We start from the raw sequence: 17604 nt of genomic DNA, 5'->3' as shown, positions 1-17604 counted from the left end.
ATTCAGAAAGCAAAGGCGCCGCTGCCACGCATGGAGAAGGAACTGCCGCCGCCGCAGATGATACAGTCCGTAAAGCCGACTCCTATAGCTGAGAGAAGTTCACCGAAAAGCCTTGTCAGAGCAAGATCGTCAGGCAAGGGCAGCGGAAGATCGCTTCCGTGGCTTATGCCGAGACATACCGATGCGGCTCCGCTTTTCAGTACGGACGCTGCAAGCTCCTTTGCGGTCATTTCGCCGTCAAGTATCTTATCCATAGGGAGAGTTACTGTGCTCAGAAGCTCCGAGCGTGAGCTGAGACACAGGATATTGCATATCCTTGCGGAGGCTCCTTTGAACTGCTCTGCAAGACAGGCGCAAAGCCTGCTGCGGTCGGAAAGACGTTCGCTTTCGTGCGCAGTGCGCAGATTGCTTACGCCGAGGTCGTACATCAGCCTGATAAAAAGCGAACCGCTCTGTCCTACGCCCTTAACGGCGCTGAGACTGCGGCGGTCTGCGGAAAGAGCCTTGCCGAGGGAGCCGAAGCTGTCCATAAGGCTGTGTGCGATATTGTTTGTATTTACCACAGGACGCGCGTAAAAGAGCATAAGCTCAAGGAGCTCATGGTCATAGAGTCCGTCCTGCCCCGCTTCGAGAAAGCGTCTGCGCAGTCTGCCGCGGTGTCCCGAGTGAGAATGCTTCTTTTCCATTAAAAACCCCCCTTTTTGAATGGAAAATAAATAATTCTGTCTGTCATGTCATGTCAATGCTTATGCGGCCTGTTTGTCTCCTTCACGTTTGTGCGTCCGAGGATATAGTCCACCGATACTCCGTAGAAATCGGCAAGAATAAGCATATGCTCAACGGGAATGGTACGGAAGCCGCGTTCATACCGTGAATGGACCGTCTGGCCGGTATGAAGAAGCTGTGCAATCCTGGTCTGACTAAGGTCCATGTCCTCGCGAAGATCTTTAAGCCGCTGAAAGTACACATTATCAACTACGATCCTGCTTGTCTCCGTTCAGCAGAACGTCCACTCTTTCGAGGACTCTGCCTCTCTTGGTTTGATCGAGCTGGCGAAAGCTGTTTATCAGCGTAGTCTCAGTATCTGTCAGCGTTGATCTGGTAAGTCCTTTTTTATCATCAGAGAGCCCTGCTATATAATCAAGGGAAACGTTGTAGAGCTTAGCTATGTTAATAGCGATATGGAGCGGTATCTCGCTTTCGCCGCACTCGTAGCGCCTGTACTGTGTAAGATGAAGGAAAAGCTTCTCGGCAGCCTGCTTCTGCGTCATGTCAGCGTCCTCGCGCAGGTCGCGAACCCTCCTGTAGTTCATTTGATCAACTCCCTGATATGTGTTACATACATTGTAACATATAGCACAAATTTGTGTTGACTATTGCATGAATATGTGTTATAATATAATTAAAAAACACATTAGAGTGTTGAGGAAGGAGCGTGATCTTATGAATGAAATAAAAAAACTGATTATTCTGGTTCTGGTCATTCTCTATTTCATTTCGCCTGATCCTGTATCAGGCCCGATTGATGATGCAATAGTTGCTGTAATAGGATGGGAATATAGAAAAAGCTTGACAGATAAATCGAATCAAACATAAGTATAGCAGGAGGTGATAAAATGGGATTCAGAAAAACACGAAGTGATTGTACTGTCGGAACATTTGAAAAGAAGCAAGGACTCCCCGCAGGAACAATAAGAAATCCTAACGGACGTGATACAAGATCGGATAAACTTATTGGTACAATAAGGAAAGAAAGTAAGAAAAAGAGTAAATAGGTATAGGAGGACGGTATGTCATTCATTGGAAAACTTCATGAGATAGCATTTTATGCAACAGAAAATCAAGCCGCAATCTTGTTAAAATGATACAAAAAATCATACTGAAAATCCAAAACTGCATACGCCTGCGCTTGACTTGATTTGTTCACAGTGATATAATTATCATAGATAATTATGCGTACTCAGTACGGAATTGGAGGAGTTTTATGAAGATCAGGAAACTGCTTGGCGGACTGACCTCTCTTGCGCTGTCCTTTTCGTCCTTTACAGGATTCGGCGCGGCAGAGCTGCTCAGACCCGTCACTGCCAGAGCTGCACAGACTAACTGGAGCTTCGACTTCGGCGGCAGCGGCGCGGCAGGCGGCTATACGGGAGTCTCCGCATCGGACGGATATAATGCGGGGAGAGGCTACGGCTTCGCACAGACATGGAACGTGGAAAATTCAAGCGGCGGCGGAAGCGGAGTTCTTGCCGACGCGGTAAAGTTCAACAGCGGCGATACGGGCAACACCTTCAACGTCGATCTGCCCAGGGGCCTCTACGAGATAAAGGTCACTGCGGGAAATGCTCCCAGAACTACCATAAAGCTTGAGGGCATGGTGCAGATGATGAACCTCACAGGCAGCGGCGCCTCTGAGACAATAAAGATACCCGTTACCGACGGACAGCTGAATATACAGGCTGTTGAGGGCATGAGCAAGCGTGAGCAGTCCATTGCCGCCGTTGAGATCAGGCAGCTCAACGAGACAGGCGATATGCCGCCCACGGTGTGGATATGCGGCGACTCCACCGTAGCCAATTACTATAACTGCGCAGATACCTTCCAGCACGGCTGGGGACAGTTCTTCGGGGCGCAGCTCCCGGCAGGAAGCTATGAGGTGCGCAATATGGCCACAAGCGGCCAGTATGCAAAGGGCTTCGTGGATGCGGGACAGTTCACTCCCATCGAGACCTACGGCAAGGCAGGAGACTATTACATCATCTCCATAGGCATAAACGACGGCAACTATTCAAACAGGGACGAGTATTACGCCACTGTTACAGATATGGTAAAGAAGACCAAGGCCAAGGGCATGGAGGTCATACTCGTAAAGCAGCAGGGCAGACGAGGAGACCTTACCCGCAATCCCTTGCTTGAGGGGCGCTGGTTCGGCGATAAGCTTGACCAGATAGGCAGCGAGCAGAACGTAAAGGTTGTGGATCTGTTCAACAAGTGGCAGAGCTTCGGCCTTTCTGTGGGCTATGACGGCATGGCTTCCTACTATGCTATCAAGGCTGACGGCGATCCCGACGATCTCCACCAGAGCAAGAAGGGCGCTCAGAAGATAGCCGAGCTCATGCAGCAGGAGCTTCAGATCGGTGCAAGACCTGCTATACACCCCGATAAAGACGTAAGCTATATGTTTAAAAACGTCAACAGCGGCCTGTACATGGAGGTTGCTGACGGCAGCACATCAAGCGGCGCTAACGTTCAGCAGTGGGGAGCAAGCGGCTCTCAGCCCCATAACACATGGAAATGCGTTCAGGCTACGGGAGACTACTTCTACATAAAGCCCTCAAATGCCGACCTGTACCTCTATGTGGACAACGGCAGCAAGGACAACGGTGCAAATATAGTAGTCGCCGAAAAGAACGGCTATAGCGACCAGTTCTTCAAATTTCAGGATAACGGCGACGGCACTGTGACCATACTCACAAGAGCAACAAAGGACGCAGGTGCGGTTGAGGTGGCAAGCGCCTATACCAATAACGGCGCCAATATCCAGCAGTGGGAGGTAAACGGACACAACTGCCAGAAGTGGGAGATGATAGAGGTCAGCGATATCTCTGTTACCACCACTACTGCAACTACAACTACCCTGACCACGACCACCACAACAACAGCTCCGCCTGCGGAGCCTGTGCTGGTACGCTTCCCCGGAGATACAAACTGTGACGGTACCGTTGAGCTTGCGGACGCGATTCTCATAATGCAGTCCCTTGCAAATCCCAACAAATACGGAAAAAGCGGCTCCGATCCCAAGCACCTGACAGAACAGGGCTCCCTCAACGGCGACGTTGACAGGGACATTATAGGACTTACCTCAAACGACGCCCTTTTCATACAGAGATGTCTGCTCAATCTTGAGACTCTCCCCCCCAAGGAGTACGCTGTGCCTGTTACTGCAACGGAGACAACTACCACCGCGGAGGAGACCACCACTACCACTACAACGGTGCTGCTCAGATACTATGCCGCTGACCAGCAGTGGAACGACGGCATCGTTGAGACCGTTAATTCAGGTTATACCAGAGCTGACGGCTATGTGAACCTCAACAACAACTCGGACAGCAATATCACATTTACCGTGGACGTTCCTGCGGCAGGCAACTATATGACACATATCCGTTTTGCCAACGGCTCGCAGAACGACCGCAAGATGAAGATATTCCTCAACAACAATATAGATCAGTGCTGGATGCAGTCCTTTACCTCAACAGGCGACTGGAAGATATGGAACGAATTCGGCATAGTTCTTCCTCTCGTTGCGGGCAGGAACACCATACTCATGCAGTCTGCAATGTCGGAGGGCGGTCCCAACCTCGATTATATCGAGCTTTTCCCCACAGACGAGCCCTATGCGGAGATATACGATCCTTCACAGGAGCAGCAGTACAGCAGCGGAAAGCGCACGCTGTACATCGCAGGCGACTCCACAGCACAGAGCTACCGTGCTTCCTATGCACCGCAGCAGGGCTGGGGATACTATCTCCAGAGCTATTTCAACGACGATCTGACAGTTATCAACAATGCACTGGCAGGAAGAAGCTCCAAGAAGTTCTACGATGAGGGCAGATGGCAGACCATTGCCGACAATCTCAAAGACGGCGATTTCGTTATGATACAGTTCGCTATAAACGACTCAGGTCAGAAAAATCAGGACAGGTACGCTCCTGTCTGCGGAAACGTTGACAATCCGTCATCGGGTTCCTACGAATGGTACATGACCCACTTCATAACAACGGCAAAGGAAAAGGGTGCTACTCCGATACTGGTGACTACTTCCATTAATATGAGCTCCATGAAAAACGGCCGATTTGTCAACAGCTACGGCGACTACTGCAATGCCTGCTTCAGCCTTGCAAGGAAGTACAATATCCCCTGTATCGACCTGAACACGATTATGGTCAACCACTATAATTCCGTAGGCTATGATACCGCAAAGAGCTATCACCTTATGGGAGCTGTTGCAGACTCTACAGACGGTACTCATTTCTGTGAAAAGGGGGCCAATATTATCGCAGGTCTCATCGCAGGAGATGTAAGGAGCCAGAATATAGGCGGACTTGCTCAGTATCTGAAATAATCATGAGGGGTGCCTCTAAGCGTCTCTACCTACCAAATACATATCAAGAAGGGCAAATATATGCAGAATAAGAATGTAAACAAAGATCTTGACAAAGTGCTTGCGGCGCTTGATCCACGTCTGCGTGAGAAAATAATGTCCTCACCTAAGCTTCAGCAGCAGAAGGAAGCGGATAAAAATGTGCAGCAGGGAAATACTCCGCAGGAAGAAGCAAACGATACGGCAGCTGACGTTAAAAGTGAAAGTGTGCGGTCTGACAGGGAAAAGTCCGTGGAGCCCACAGAGCCTGCTGCGGAGGAAAGTATCGTTACCGGAACTGAGCTCAGCAGTGAAGGGGAGTCCGGACCGCAGGCTCCCGTGAACGAAAGTCTGAAGGAAGCTGAGGATAAAGCAGCGGCAATACTCTCTTTTGAGCCGTCTTCTGTAAAAAGTGCAAAAAAGACGGGCGACACAGTAAATGTGGGCATGGAGGTGCTGGTGCTTGAGGCAATTGCATTGCTGTTTTTCTTCCTCTGCATGAAAGCGGGACTTGACGGTGCGGCACTTATTGCAGTTCTCATGCCTGCTATCTACGGTATACTCTCGCGTATGCTGTTCCGTCAGCTGACTCTGCGGGAGGCGGTATCCAAAAGCAAGTTCCATATCCTTATGACGGCGGTTCTTCTGATATGTATAATCGCTTCGGTATAAAGGCTTTACTGAAAGCAGTGTATTTATAAAGAACCATTAAAGCTCAGAAAATAAGGCTGTGCGGCCGATTGGCTGCGCAGCCTTTTTATATGAAAAGATGCTCCTCGAATCGCTCATGGATCTCACAATTAACTTTTGGGATCCCTGCTTTTGATTGTAATTATAGATACTCCGGAAGTGAATGGCTGATGAAAATGTGTCAGAATTATATGGTAGTTTAACGTTTTGGAAATTAAAATGAAGCACAGATACTTGATTATTGTATCGCAATAACAGACAGGCTGTCAATTATGATCTTCCGAGAAAGAACAGGATATTTAATTCCACGACAGCGACTTATCAACTTCCATTTCAGCGTCGAGCAACTGACAGTAAGTATAATAATTCTCTTTATAATAGTCGAATTTTCCTACAACGGTTATATCAGTTCCCACAGAGGGGTAATCATCAGGATAAGAATAGTCTCCCTTCAGAACAAACTCTATCCCCTGAGAACAGCAGGCAGTAGCATCACTTATCAGTACGGCAAAAAACTCTCTTCCGTCTGTTTCCTGAAAGTATGAAAACGCTCCCTTGACCTTGACTGTCTTGCCGAGGTAATTATCACCATTATTCACCATATCATATACCTGAGCGTATACCATACTTGAACTGAGTTGAGTCAGATCAATATCTATTTCTCCGTTACTGAGATCAGGTTTTTCGGGTATCACATTGATAAAGTCCTGAGCAGCCTGATCGTTTTCTGTTGTCATATCTGCCGCATTTGTTATAGTCTGATCATTGCCGGCATTATTATCCGGCAGTTTAATGTTGTCAGAACCGCTGCAACCTGTTATACCTGTTACTATGGCTGCCAGAGCGATCAATAATACTGTTTTTTTCATATTTATCCTCCATCACAATTATATATATTTTTCTGCTCTTTAATCAGCGAGCCTTTTTTCTTCCAGTAAATACTGATATCAGGGAGAAAAGCAGGAATACAGCCAGATCTGATACAACAATTGTCGATCCGACAGGCGTTGAGAACAGTATTGACGATACGATACCGAATCCTGCACATAAAACCGAGATCACAGCAGAGCAGACGATAACTCCGCGGAAGCTCCTGAACAGTCTCATAGCTGCAAGCGCAGGGAATATAATAAGTGCTGAGATAAGCAGGGAGCCGACAAGGTTCATGGCCAGAACGATGATAAGGGCGGTAACAACAGCGATAAGCAGATTATATGCGCTTGCTTTCACTCCTGTTGCCCTTACAAAGCTTTCATCAAATGTAACGGGGAATATCTTGTTGTAAAAAAGGATATATGTCAGAATAACAACTATCGACATATAAACACACAGCTTTACATCTTCCGGCTTTAATGTCAGAATGGAGGTCGAGCCGAACAGCGTGCTGCATACGTCTCCTGAGATGTTAGCCCCCGAAGGGTAGCGGTTCATAAGCATATAGCCTATGGCAAGTGCGCCCACCGAGATCATTGCAACAGCGGCGTCTCCCTTTATTTTGGTGTTTTGTCCTGTTCTGAGGAGCAGAATGGCACACAGCAGAGTGACGGGCAGTACTATGACCATATTATTCATTTCAGCAATGTGGTTTACGACATTCTGCATACCCGGACTCAGACTGTCGGAGTGGGAGAATGACAAGGCTGTCTCTTTTATGATGACAGGCATTGTAGCGGAAAGTGACATAGCTCCGAATGCCACATGAGAAAGACCGTCGCCGATGAAAGAAAAGCGCTTCAGCACAAGTGTTACGCCCAACAGTGATGAACATAATGCAATAAGTATCCCGACTACAAAGGCGTATCTCACAAACGGATATTCAAAATACTGCCGCAGCTTATCAAGGTTTTCAGCCATTTACTATACACTCCATTCATTATAAGTGCAGAAGTATTTCTGCACTTCTGCGCTTATGCTGTTATTTATGCAGTTGCAAGGCAGGCATTGAGCTTTGAAAGAATATCTGCCTTTTTATATCCTTTCCCGATGAATACGAGCTGATTTATACGGTCGCCGTATTGATCGTCCCAATCATCTTTCAGATCGGGGTAGTTCTCAAACATAACGTCAAGCTCCTCCTGCGGGCAGGAGGCGAGCCACTCGTTAAGCTCGGTGACGCTTGCGTTGCGTCCTGCCTGCTCGAAAAGCTGGATATGCACATCATCGTCGGCAAACCAGACATAGCCCTTTGTGCGGATAAGCTCTGTGGGATACTCGTCGACCAGTGCCATAAATTTATCGCGGTCAAAGGGGCGGACTTCCTCATATACGAAGGAAGTGATACCGTATTCGTCCATACACGCTTCCATGTCGGCAGGCTCATTGGTATTTAGGGCACGCTGTATGGAAGATGAAGCAAGAACACTGTGATAGTCGAACTCTTTGCCGTGAAGTATTTTATCCGTATCGACTTCACTGTTCACGCACGGAATTATTTCAGCCTCAGACTGAATATCACGGATCGCCTCAGTAACTTCCGTTACCTGTTCTGCACTGAGAAGATCGGTCTTGTTGAGGATAATAAGGTTGCAGAACTCGATCTGGTCTATGATAAGATTGATGATATCGCCCTCCTCCGTATCGTTCTCCATTGAAATTTCACGGAGAAACTCATTGTAAATACGGTCTGCGTCCACCACAGAAACAACGGAGCTGCAGGAGGTCAACAAGTCATGCAGTCATGGCAAGGTCACGAAAAGCGGAGTGATACTTCCGCTCGGCGGTCTGATGTACTGTGCCGACTGTGGGGCAAAGCTGAAAAACAACACCACGTTCCATGAATCAAAAAAGCGTGGCAAATATAAGCTCGTCACCTATATCTGCAACACTTATGCAAATCACGGCAAGGAGGTATGCTCCTCGCATTCAATTTTACAGCGTATCATTGAGGGGCTGGTGCTTGAGGATATTCGTGCAAGGGCGAAACGTGTCATTGAGGACGAGAACAGCGAGAGACAGCGTTATCTTGCAATCAAGGCGAATGAGCGTAAACAGCAGACCGAGGATGAGAGCCGGCTTCTGAAACAGGCTGAGAGCCGTCTGGCGGAGCTTGACACGATCATCAGCAAGACCTACGAGGAAAGAATGCTCGGCAAGCTTCCCGAAGATCTGAGTGCGAGAATGCTTGAAAAGTATACTGCCGAGCAGAAGGAGCTTACGGCACAGGCAGAGCAGTACCGCAAAGCAAGAGTGCAGGAACAGCAGGACGAACAGGACGTTGAGAAATTCATTCAGCGTTTGAAAAAGTGGAGCGATGCGCCGTGCCTTACCCGTGAGCTGTGCCTTGACCTGATAGAGTTTATTGTAGTCCACGCCCGTCCCGAAGAACACAACGCCCCTCGCAAGGTTGACATTTACTACAAGTTCATCAGCAAGCCCCTCACAGACAGCAGAAACCTCTTACTTCCGCAGAATAGCGTGGAAATCAATCAGTCGTAATTTGGTTGTCCTTTTGGGTGGGTGACAACTGTTGGAGGATTATCAACTTTTCGCACTTCTTTCAATGTCGGTGAGTATATTGGATGCTTGATTACTGAGCCTGAAACTGCTCGAAGAAGATCATTTCCAATGTGTTTATATCAAGAGACGAGATATGTGCATACTCTTCGGCGGAGGATTCTGATTTCTGTTTTGGGACGGATATGGTTTGTATGTATTATATACAGGGAGAATATGTGCACTTTTCCTTTATTCTGAAAGAAAAAGAGTCATTTGGAGAGCTTTTTGATTATATTGATTTGCCTCAGTTCTCTCCTTACAGCAAGACAATTGAACTCATAGGCAGAGAAACTGATATCATAGAGTACATAGATATCATGGAGGATAATTCCTTTGAGAAATTCCAGCATTATCAGATGTGGGAGATGAACAGAAAAAAATGTGAACTCCCTTTCAGATACGAGGATATAGCTCCGCTTTACAGTGATATCACAGTATGCCGTACAGATACTTCCATGATAGATGAGATTGAAAATGTACTTCACCAGGCTTTTTCTGATGAAGTGGCAAGATTCCCTTCGCGGAAGAAGATAACTGAAATGATAAACGATGAAGAGCTTATCTGCGCTAAGGTCAATGATGCTGTCGTTGGCGTTTATCTTTATGAAATGGTCAGCAGTTCGACCTGCTATCTTCATATGCTGGCTTGCAGCACCGAATACAACGGTTCCGGAGCAGGTATACTTCTTTTGTCGTATATCCTCTCCGAATATGACAAGATCAGTAATTTCTGGGCATGGGTGGAAGAAAACAACCATGATAGCAACAGGATAATCAAAAGCTATGGCTTTGAAAAGAATGATTTCTTAAAGTATTACGTTATGCGAAAGGGTGTGTAAAATGATAGATTATGATAAGTTTGTCGGCATGATATGCGAACGATTTGGTATTGATACCGAGGAAGCTAAGAAAATGGATTCATTTGAGACAATGGGCATTGATTCTCTTACCTTATACAGTATTGTATCACAGGTAGAGAGCGAGCTTGGCATTAGGATAGATACCAACGATATCACTCAAGTCAATTCGCTGAGCAAGCTTTATGACTATTCGTGCAGAATGGGAGAGGTGACAAATGAAGCTTGAGGAAATTGAAGCGGTAAAGCAAATTGATATCGAGAGCATAGTGGAGCTTCACCGAAAGCTGATACTCGACGGAGCCTGCTGCCTCAGATTCGGACAGTATTTCTACAGGGAACTTGAAGATTCATCGGTAGAGATAATAGCGACTCAGTGTAATATGGCTGATGTTCAAAATTATGACATACAACTGCCGACTATAATAAGCATAAAGCTTGACAGTGACGGCATTATAACAGACGCGGAGCTTGACAGGACCTTTAAGGGAAGTCAGGGTATCCCTTGTGCATATAAGTTCCTTGCAAGGAATCTGAAAGAAAAGACTGTAGGGAAGAAGCTGGAGCCGAATGCGGTCTTTCTAACGGATCAGTTTGCTCTATGTTGCCGCCATGTATTTGAACTGATGTTCGGAGCGTGTATGTTATATAGGGAAGCAAGGCAACAGCAGCGCAGCGAGTACCGTATTCGTGAGCTTACACAGGCTGTTCTCAAGGATGATAAACTGGTCGTAGATGATAGTATTATCGTAAATGGTACCATTGACAGAAATAGAGTGATATTCAATAGTTTTGCGAATCATATCACCTATGATAAAGATGGCTTTGTTGTTAAGCTTGAAGATATAAAAGCGTCTTTCTTTAAATGGGATGAAAGCTCTGAGAGCTTTGAATGCTATGATAAAGAGCTTCTGACTGCAAGGACACATAAAGAATTTATAATGAGTCTTATGAAGCTTCTTTCTGTCCCGTGGATGGCTCAGAAGAATAATGTTGGATTCAGGAACAAATTCTACTGTTCACAGCTTTGGCCGCCTACGTTGATAGGAATAGTCGTTCAGGCTTTTGGTATAACGACTTTCCATAACAACTATGAGTACTTCATGCAGTGTATAGCTGGACTTCAGCGCGACGAGTCCGGAAAGCCTCTTTGTGTCGGGATAATCAGAAACCTTGAAGAAGCAAAGAAGCATTTCCCAGGTCTGGACAGATCAGATCTTTGGTGATAAGGAGAAGAAAATGTTTGAGAAATTAAGTGATATATTAAGAAACAGTATTTTTGACGATGACATAGTGATTACACCCGAGAGCAAGCTCGATACGGATCTTGGTCTGTCATCATATGACATTATCGAGCTTGTATGCGAGGTAGAGAACGAATTTGACATAAAGATCCCTTCCGAAGAACTGTCCTCGTTGTACATTGTTGATGATATACTGAAATGTATAGGAAAGCTGAAGGGTGAGGAGCAATGAATGCCGGGATAAAGGCTGTTGGCTATTATCTTCCCGAGAAGCTTCTGGATAATGATATGATCGTCGATATGATACATACATGGAGCAGTGAGAAGATATATAACAAAACAGGCATAAGATGCAGACACGTTGCAGCAGATGACGAAACCTCCCTTGATATGGGTTACAAGGCAGCGGTAAGGCTGATTGAAGATGAAAAAATCAGCGTTGAAGATATTGATCTTCTTATTTTTGTTACACAGCTTCCTGATCATCTGCTTCCCGCAAATGCTTGTATACTTCACGGTATGCTTGGAATGGGACCTGATACCGCGGCTTTTGATATAAGCCTGGGATGTTCGGGATTTGTTTATGCTCTGTCAGTTGCAAAGTCCATGATAGAGTCGGAAACGGCACATAATGCGCTGCTGATAACAGCGGATACTCTGTGCAGATACGTTAATGACAAGGACAGGAGCCTTAAAACACTTATTGGTGACGGTGCGTCTGCAACTCTTGTATCGAGGACTGAAACAGGAGGTATAGGAAGCTTTGTGCTCGGTACCGAAGGAGCGGGAAAGAATTCGCTTATCATTCCTGCGGGCGGCGAAAAAATGCAGCGCTCGCAGCAGACGTCGGCTGAGACAGCAGATGAAAATGGGAATGTGCGGTCACAGAACGATCTGTATATGAACGGTTCCGAGGTGTTTGACTTCTCGCTCAGAGTAGTTCCTGCAACAGTTGCAGAGCTGCTTGAAAGATCTGCGATAAAGCTGGATGACATTGATCTGTTTGTTTTTCATCAGGCCAATATGTTTATGCTCAGCACTCTTAAAACAGTTCTTGGAATAAGTGATGACAGGTTCTATGTTAATATTGAAAATGTGGGTAATACGGCATCATCGTCAATTCCGATAGCATTGTCCATGGCAATGGCTGAAGGAAAGCTCAGAAAAGGCATGAGGGTCATGATAGTCGGCTTCGGAGTTGGTTTATCCTGGGGCGGAACTATAATTGATTTCTGATTATTGCAGCAAAGGAGAGTATACAATGGAAAAAAAGGATATCTATCCGATATTGTCAAAGATCCTTGAAATGGATGTTGACGAAACGCAATGTGATACCGAACTTGAATCCGTTGAAAACTGGGATTCACTTGCGGGTATCACACTTATAGCACAGCTGGCAGTTAATCACTGTGCGCCTATAAAACCGAATGATCTGAAGAACTTCAGAACCATTGGTGAGCTTGTAGCTCTGTTTGAATAAATGATATTCATTGATCATGCAGCGATCATATTATCACAATTAAGGAGAATTTGAAAATGGATAAACTTTTAAAAAACAAACTCGTAGCGTGTATTGCATGGAACGCAATGGCACTTCTGGCTATCAGTATGCAGACAACCGACACACTTGAAGCATTCCTCAACGATAATGTTGATTTTGTTCATCACCTTGGTATGAAGGGAATCTGGATATTTGCCATTATGATAATGGTAAATATCATCATGCAGTTCGTCATTGCAGCATTCGATTCTTTAAAGACAAGGATCGTTTCACTTGGTGTTACTGCGTTCTATACGGTATTCATGATCATTCATCAGGTAACTCATCTCATCAGCGGTGACAGATTTGATATTCACTTCTGTTTTGACCTTTTACATCACACATTCGGCATAATTGCTATAATTGCCATTTATAAGCAGATACAGATCTGCAAAAGCAAGAAGGCTGAATAATATATAAAATAAAAGCTGCTGTATGATCATGATCTATAAAAGAAAGCTTGACAATGATTGAGGTGGTTTTGATAGTGATTCTTTATATAGATTATCCTTTGAATTCATTGTCAGGCTTATCTTGAATAGAATATGTGTCAGGGGGCGTATTTCAATATTTACACATGAAAAACGGCATGATCGTATGCCGTCGGTACTGTTAGCCTGTAAAAAGGCGTATTTAAGCATAGGGAAATAATTATGAGTGAAAAGAATGATTTATTAGTAGTTGAAAAAGTCGAAAAAACATACGGTGAAGGACAATCTGAAACAAAAGCCCTGAAAGGGGTGGACCTGTCCATAAAAAAGGGACAGTTCGTAGCTATAATCGGCAAATCCGGAAGCGGCAAATCCACATTGCTGAATATCCTCTCTGGTATCGATAAACCGACATCCGGCAGGGTGGTTTTTGATGGAGATGATATCACGGGATACAGTGAAAAACAGCTTTCGGTATGGAGAGGTAAGAACATAGGCATTGTATTTCAGTTTTTCCAGCTTATGCCTACTTTGACGGTCAAGGAAAACATCGTTTTGCCAATAGAGTTTGTAAGTAAGTATGAAAAATCCGTAAAGAGCATCAGTTCGCAGGAGAAAGACAAAAAGGTCACGGAGATCATGAAACTTGTGGGAATAGAACATCTTGAGAACAAATTCCCCTCGGAGATCTCAGGCGGTGAACAGCAGCGTACAGCCGTTGCAAGAGCTCTTGTGAACGATCCGAAGCTTATAATCGCTGACGAGCCTACGGGAAATCTTGATACAGAGACAACGGAGCAGGTCATGCAGCTCTTTGAATCTCTTATCAAAGACGGAAAAACTATACTTATGGTAACTCACAATAACGAATTGGCAGAACGTGCAGATAGAATTATTACGATTAAAGACGGAAATATCCTCAGCGATATCAGTAAGAGGTAAGACTTATGCAGGTAACACAAAGAAAAAAAATCAACCGTGATATGTGGTCGGATTTCAACAGAACACTACTCCTTATCCTCGGTATCTTTGTTGGTATACTGAGCGTATGTCTCATCATTGACTCGTTCAGCGTACTGAAAAGAGAAAGCAGTATAAGCTATATCAATACCGAACCTGCTTCTTTTTCATTGTGGCTGAATGATATTGATGACGATCTGGTGGAGGAGCTGAAAAAAGACGAACTGCTGGATGAGGTTGAGCCGAGAAGAATGGTTAGATCGCGTATTATAAATGACAAAGGCGATCCGGTTGAGACTTATCTGTATGTCGTTGATGACTTCAACGATATAAGGATCAATAAATTCAGTTTCAGTGACGGAGCCTCACCGCCACAGAAGGGCGAAGTCCTTATGGAGGAGCTTTCCGCAAATGTTGTTGGCTGTGAACCGGGCGACAATGCAGAGCTGAAGATACCGCTGTATAGCTCTGAAAGCGTCAGAATAAAAGGTATAGTCAAGGCACCGGGGTTCAAGCCTGCATGGATAGAGAAGTGTGCATACTGTTTCATCGGCAAGGATACCTTTGAAGAAATGGGCGGTTCAACAGACTTTATACAGGTATTATTCACTGTAAAGGATCATAAGGAAGACAAGGAACACATAAGCGAGGTAGCATACAGAATAAGAGAAAAGATCATTGAAAGCGGCCATATGGTCAACAGGTGTGAGATAAATGAACCTAATGAACACCCAAACGCAAAACAGATAAATGCACTTATGTTCCTTTTTGAGATATTTGCGGCGCTGAATATGATACTTAGCGGAGTTCTTATCATAAATCTTATCAGCGTTCTGCTGAATAATCAGAAGAAGCAGATAGGCATAATGAAGGCCGTGGGTGCAAAGAACAGCTCAATAGGCGAAATGTATTATGCTATGGTTGCGAGAATAAGTGTTATTGCCTTATGTCTCGCAGTACCTGCAGCGTACTTCCTGTCAAAAAAGATAGTTGTATTCTGTGCGGATATGCTCAATATTGAGATAAGCTCATTTACGATACCTCATTATCTTGTTGCACTTGAGATATCTGTGGGTATAATTATCCCAATGGCTGCTGCGTCCTTTTCCATAGTCAGGTATTGCGGAAAGAGCATAAAGAGCTGCTTATTCGACGGACAGAGCGGCATAGGAAGCGGCTTTAAAAGAGTATCATTTCTCAGCAGATGGAAGAACCTTATACTGAAAATGGGCATTTCCAATTCCGTAAGGAATCTGAAGAAGCTGCTTATACTGGTCATCACGATATCTGTGGGCGGTGCAGTGTTCATTATTTCAATAAACCTAAGAGCATCTCTGGATAATACAATAGCAAATGCTCAGAAGAGGATAAATTATGATTTTCTTGCGGTAGCATCGAAAAACTACGACTGCGAGGCTGTTGACAAGGCTCTTGAGGGAGCTGAATGGATCAGACGCAAAGAGTACATTTCGGGAGGCATGGCTTTCTATACCAGAGAAGACAGAATACAGAGCAATTCCTTCCTGCTTGCAGGTCTACCTAAAGATGCGGACATTTTTGATTATCCTGTTATTTCGGGAAAAGGCCTTTCCTATAACGGCGATAATGAGATAGTGATAAATCAGCTTTTCCACTCTGAACATCCTGATGTCAAAATAGGCGATAGCATACAGATTACAACAAATAAGAAAACAGGAGAGTGGAAAGTCGTCGGCATTGTCAAGGAGATAGGTGGTGACGAGGCGGCATATGTGAATCAGACGGAGTACAATAAGTTTTATATTGACAATGAGAACGAATATGTACGCGAGATAGCCTTCTTCTTAGATGAAAACGGGGGAGAAAGCTCTCAGATATATGGTGATATTGAAAAGCGGCTCTCGGATAACGGTATAGATATCCAGAACACAAACAGCATAAATGATGTACAGTCTGCGTTTGCCAATCATCTGAAACTGATAGCAGGCTTTCTGATGATAGTGTCGTTGATGGTAATAGTTGTCGGACTGATCAGTCTGGTTTCATTTATTACGGTGAACATATCTGAGAGAGCCAAGGAACTGGGCATAATGATGTCCATTGGCGGAAGACATATTGATATCATCAAGATATTCATGTGTGAAAGCGGAGTTATAGCTGTTCTGAGTCTTTTTGTATCAGCTTTGGCGGCATTCCCGCTTACTATATATTTATCCAAGGCTTTCGGAAGGATATTTCTGGAAGCACCGCTGGACTGGGTATACAGCTTTAAAAGTCTTATGATCTGGTTTGTGCTGATCTCTCTGTGCTGCATGGCTGTTAGCCATCTGGCTGTAAAGAAATTCCTTAACAAGCCTGTCTGCGAGATAATCAATTACGAGTAAAATCAAAAAGGAGTAATCATTATGAAAAACAAGAAGAATATAAGAAAAATACTTATCATACTCGGCATTATCGTTGTATTTATGCTTTTCCTTCATCTTGCGGGACCTCATATCCTTCAGTTTGCAAAGGAAATGCACGGTTTGGACTGATTTGATGAGGTATGAAATGATAGAGATAAAGAATCTTGTAAAGAAATACGGATCAGGTGATAATGAGATCACTGCACTAAACGATGTGAGCCTGAAGATCAATCCGGGAGAATTCACGGTGATCCTCGGACCGTCAGGTTCAGGAAAAAGCACCATGCTTAATATGCTCGGCGGAATGGACCGTCCCACAAAAGGCGGGATAATCGTTGAAGGTGAGGATATTGCCGGTTTTTCCGACAGACAGCTGACCGATTACAGAAGAACGAGAGTAGGATTTGTTTTTCAGTTCTATAATCTTGTTGAAAATCTTACGGTATATGAGAATGTTGGTATCGCCGCCAAGCTGAATAACAACATTGACAAGGTCGCAGAGTGTATAAAGGATGTCGGCCTTGAAAAGCGGATGAAGAACTTCCCGAATCAGCTTTCGGGAGGCGAGATGCAGAGAGTAGCGATCGCCCGCGCTGTTGCAAAATCGCCCAAACTGCTTCTGTGCGATGAACCTACAGGTGCTCTTGATGTGGCAACGGGAAATAAGATATTCGATATACTGAAAAGGTATTCGCAAAGCGACGACACAGCGGTCGTTGTCGTTACGCATAATCCTGATATAGTTTATATGGCAGATCACGTTATCAGACTAAGCGACGGAAAGGTCATATCTGATGAGATCACACATTCGTGATAATATGTGTTTATGAGCTCCTGTCAGGGAGCGATGATCTGTTAAT

Annotated in this window: 22 protein-coding genes; 16 read left to right on the top strand and 6 right to left on the bottom strand. The window is 44.9% G+C overall.

Annotated elements, in window-relative coordinates; all coding sequences use genetic code 11:
• Positions 1-2 precede the first annotated feature (2 nt).
• From Q0Y65_RS02830 to Q0Y65_RS02820, 3 genes are read right to left on the bottom strand one after another with little or no spacing between them, the layout of a single operon-like run.
• Complete coding sequence (locus Q0Y65_RS02830; protein WP_297956653.1) at positions 3-686, bottom strand: JAB domain-containing protein; 684 nt, start codon at positions 684-686, stop codon at positions 3-5.
• 53 nt (positions 687-739) lie between these two features.
• Positions 740-967: a helix-turn-helix domain-containing protein gene (locus Q0Y65_RS02825; RefSeq protein ID WP_297956650.1), complete on the bottom strand. Its 228-nt coding sequence runs from the start codon at positions 965-967 to the stop codon at positions 740-742.
• Positions 968-971: 4 nt separating this feature from the next.
• Positions 972-1313, bottom strand: coding sequence for a helix-turn-helix transcriptional regulator (locus tag Q0Y65_RS02820; protein ID WP_297956647.1), 342 nt, complete (start codon positions 1311-1313; stop codon positions 972-974).
• A 130-nt stretch (positions 1314-1443) separates the two neighbouring features.
• On the opposite strand from Q0Y65_RS02820, the gene Q0Y65_RS02815 reads away from it, so the two are divergent.
• The 4 genes from Q0Y65_RS02815 to Q0Y65_RS02800 all read left to right on the top strand — a co-directional run bounded on the left by Q0Y65_RS02815 (position 1444) and on the right by Q0Y65_RS02800 (position 5815).
• A complete protein-coding gene (locus tag Q0Y65_RS02815) occupies positions 1444-1596 on the top strand; it encodes a hypothetical protein (protein ID WP_297956644.1) in 153 nt (50 codons plus the stop codon).
• A 20-nt stretch (positions 1597-1616) separates the two neighbouring features.
• Positions 1617-1775, top strand: a complete 159-nt coding sequence (locus tag Q0Y65_RS02810) for a hypothetical protein (RefSeq protein WP_297956642.1) — start codon at positions 1617-1619, stop codon at positions 1773-1775.
• A 209-nt stretch (positions 1776-1984) separates the two neighbouring features.
• The gene (locus tag Q0Y65_RS02805) at positions 1985-5125 is read left to right on the top strand and encodes a GDSL-type esterase/lipase family protein (RefSeq protein ID WP_297956640.1); all 3141 of its coding nucleotides are present in this window, start codon (positions 1985-1987) and stop codon (positions 5123-5125) included.
• A gap of 60 nt (positions 5126-5185) precedes the next feature.
• On the top strand, positions 5186-5815 hold the full coding sequence (locus Q0Y65_RS02800; RefSeq protein ID WP_297956638.1) for a hypothetical protein: 630 nt from the start codon (positions 5186-5188) through the stop codon (positions 5813-5815).
• A gap of 317 nt (positions 5816-6132) precedes the next feature.
• Here the strand turns inward: Q0Y65_RS02800 and Q0Y65_RS02795 are convergent, their stop codons facing one another.
• The 3 genes from Q0Y65_RS02795 to Q0Y65_RS02785 all read right to left on the bottom strand — a co-directional run bounded on the left by Q0Y65_RS02795 (position 6133) and on the right by Q0Y65_RS02785 (position 8496).
• A complete protein-coding gene (locus tag Q0Y65_RS02795) occupies positions 6133-6702 on the bottom strand; it encodes a hypothetical protein (RefSeq protein WP_297956636.1) in 570 nt (189 codons plus the stop codon).
• A 43-nt stretch (positions 6703-6745) separates the two neighbouring features.
• Positions 6746-7687 carry a metal ABC transporter permease gene (locus tag Q0Y65_RS02790; protein ID WP_297956632.1) on the bottom strand — a complete coding sequence of 314 codons (942 nt, stop codon included), beginning with the start codon at positions 7685-7687 and terminating at the stop codon, positions 6746-6748.
• A 65-nt stretch (positions 7688-7752) separates the two neighbouring features.
• Positions 7753-8496 (bottom strand): GTP-binding protein, encoded by a 744-nt coding sequence (locus tag Q0Y65_RS02785; protein WP_297957060.1) that lies wholly within the window; start codon positions 8494-8496, stop codon positions 7753-7755.
• Positions 8497-8533: 37 nt separating this feature from the next.
• Here Q0Y65_RS02785 and Q0Y65_RS02780 point away from each other — a divergent pair, with 37 nt between their 5' ends.
• The 12 genes from Q0Y65_RS02780 (at position 8534) to Q0Y65_RS02725 (ending at position 17558) form a co-directional block, all read left to right on the top strand.
• The gene (locus Q0Y65_RS02780) at positions 8534-9268 is read left to right on the top strand and encodes a recombinase zinc beta ribbon domain-containing protein (protein ID WP_297956629.1); all 735 of its coding nucleotides are present in this window, start codon (positions 8534-8536) and stop codon (positions 9266-9268) included.
• A gap of 212 nt (positions 9269-9480) precedes the next feature.
• Positions 9481-10167: a GNAT family N-acetyltransferase gene (locus tag Q0Y65_RS02775; RefSeq protein ID WP_297956627.1), complete on the top strand. Its 687-nt coding sequence runs from the start codon at positions 9481-9483 to the stop codon at positions 10165-10167.
• A 1-nt stretch (position 10168) separates the two neighbouring features.
• Positions 10169-10414 carry an acyl carrier protein gene (locus tag Q0Y65_RS02770; protein WP_297956624.1) on the top strand — a complete coding sequence of 82 codons (246 nt, stop codon included), beginning with the start codon at positions 10169-10171 and terminating at the stop codon, positions 10412-10414.
• Entirely contained in the window at positions 10404-11411 is a 1008-nt protein-coding gene (locus tag Q0Y65_RS02765) for a hypothetical protein (protein ID WP_297956621.1), read from the top strand. Before Q0Y65_RS02770 ends, Q0Y65_RS02765 begins: the two co-directional genes overlap by 11 nt.
• A gap of 13 nt (positions 11412-11424) precedes the next feature.
• Entirely contained in the window at positions 11425-11661 is a 237-nt protein-coding gene (locus Q0Y65_RS02760) for an acyl carrier protein (protein ID WP_297956618.1), read from the top strand.
• A complete protein-coding gene (locus Q0Y65_RS02755; RefSeq protein ID WP_297956615.1) occupies positions 11658-12665 on the top strand; it encodes a 3-oxoacyl-ACP synthase III family protein in 1008 nt (335 codons plus the stop codon). Before Q0Y65_RS02760 ends, Q0Y65_RS02755 begins: the two co-directional genes overlap by 4 nt.
• Positions 12666-12690: 25 nt before the next feature.
• Positions 12691-12909 carry an acyl carrier protein gene (locus tag Q0Y65_RS02750; RefSeq protein ID WP_297956613.1) on the top strand — a complete coding sequence of 73 codons (219 nt, stop codon included), beginning with the start codon at positions 12691-12693 and terminating at the stop codon, positions 12907-12909.
• Between the two features lie 56 nt (positions 12910-12965).
• Positions 12966-13382, top strand: a complete 417-nt coding sequence (locus Q0Y65_RS02745) for a hypothetical protein (protein WP_297956611.1) — start codon at positions 12966-12968, stop codon at positions 13380-13382.
• Positions 13383-13622: 240 nt separating this feature from the next.
• Positions 13623-14342 carry an ABC transporter ATP-binding protein gene (locus Q0Y65_RS02740; protein WP_297956608.1) on the top strand — a complete coding sequence of 240 codons (720 nt, stop codon included), beginning with the start codon at positions 13623-13625 and terminating at the stop codon, positions 14340-14342.
• Between the two features lie 5 nt (positions 14343-14347).
• Complete coding sequence (locus Q0Y65_RS02735) at positions 14348-16723, top strand: FtsX-like permease family protein (RefSeq protein ID WP_297956605.1); 2376 nt, start codon at positions 14348-14350, stop codon at positions 16721-16723.
• Between the two features lie 21 nt (positions 16724-16744).
• Positions 16745-16873 (top strand): hypothetical protein, encoded by a 129-nt coding sequence (locus tag Q0Y65_RS02730; protein WP_297956600.1) that lies wholly within the window; start codon positions 16745-16747, stop codon positions 16871-16873.
• Positions 16874-16877: 4 nt separating this feature from the next.
• Positions 16878-17558, top strand: coding sequence for an ABC transporter ATP-binding protein (locus Q0Y65_RS02725; protein WP_363293498.1), 681 nt, complete (start codon positions 16878-16880; stop codon positions 17556-17558).
• The last annotated feature ends 46 nt before the right edge of the window (positions 17559-17604 follow it).

It is taken from the genome of uncultured Ruminococcus sp. (genome assembly GCF_947301925.1).
In the GTDB taxonomy this organism is placed as follows: domain Bacteria; phylum Bacillota; class Clostridia; order Oscillospirales; family Ruminococcaceae; genus Ruminococcus.
The sequence above is the reverse complement of the archived record's forward strand: the minus strand, read 5'-3'. Positions and strand labels throughout refer to the sequence as shown.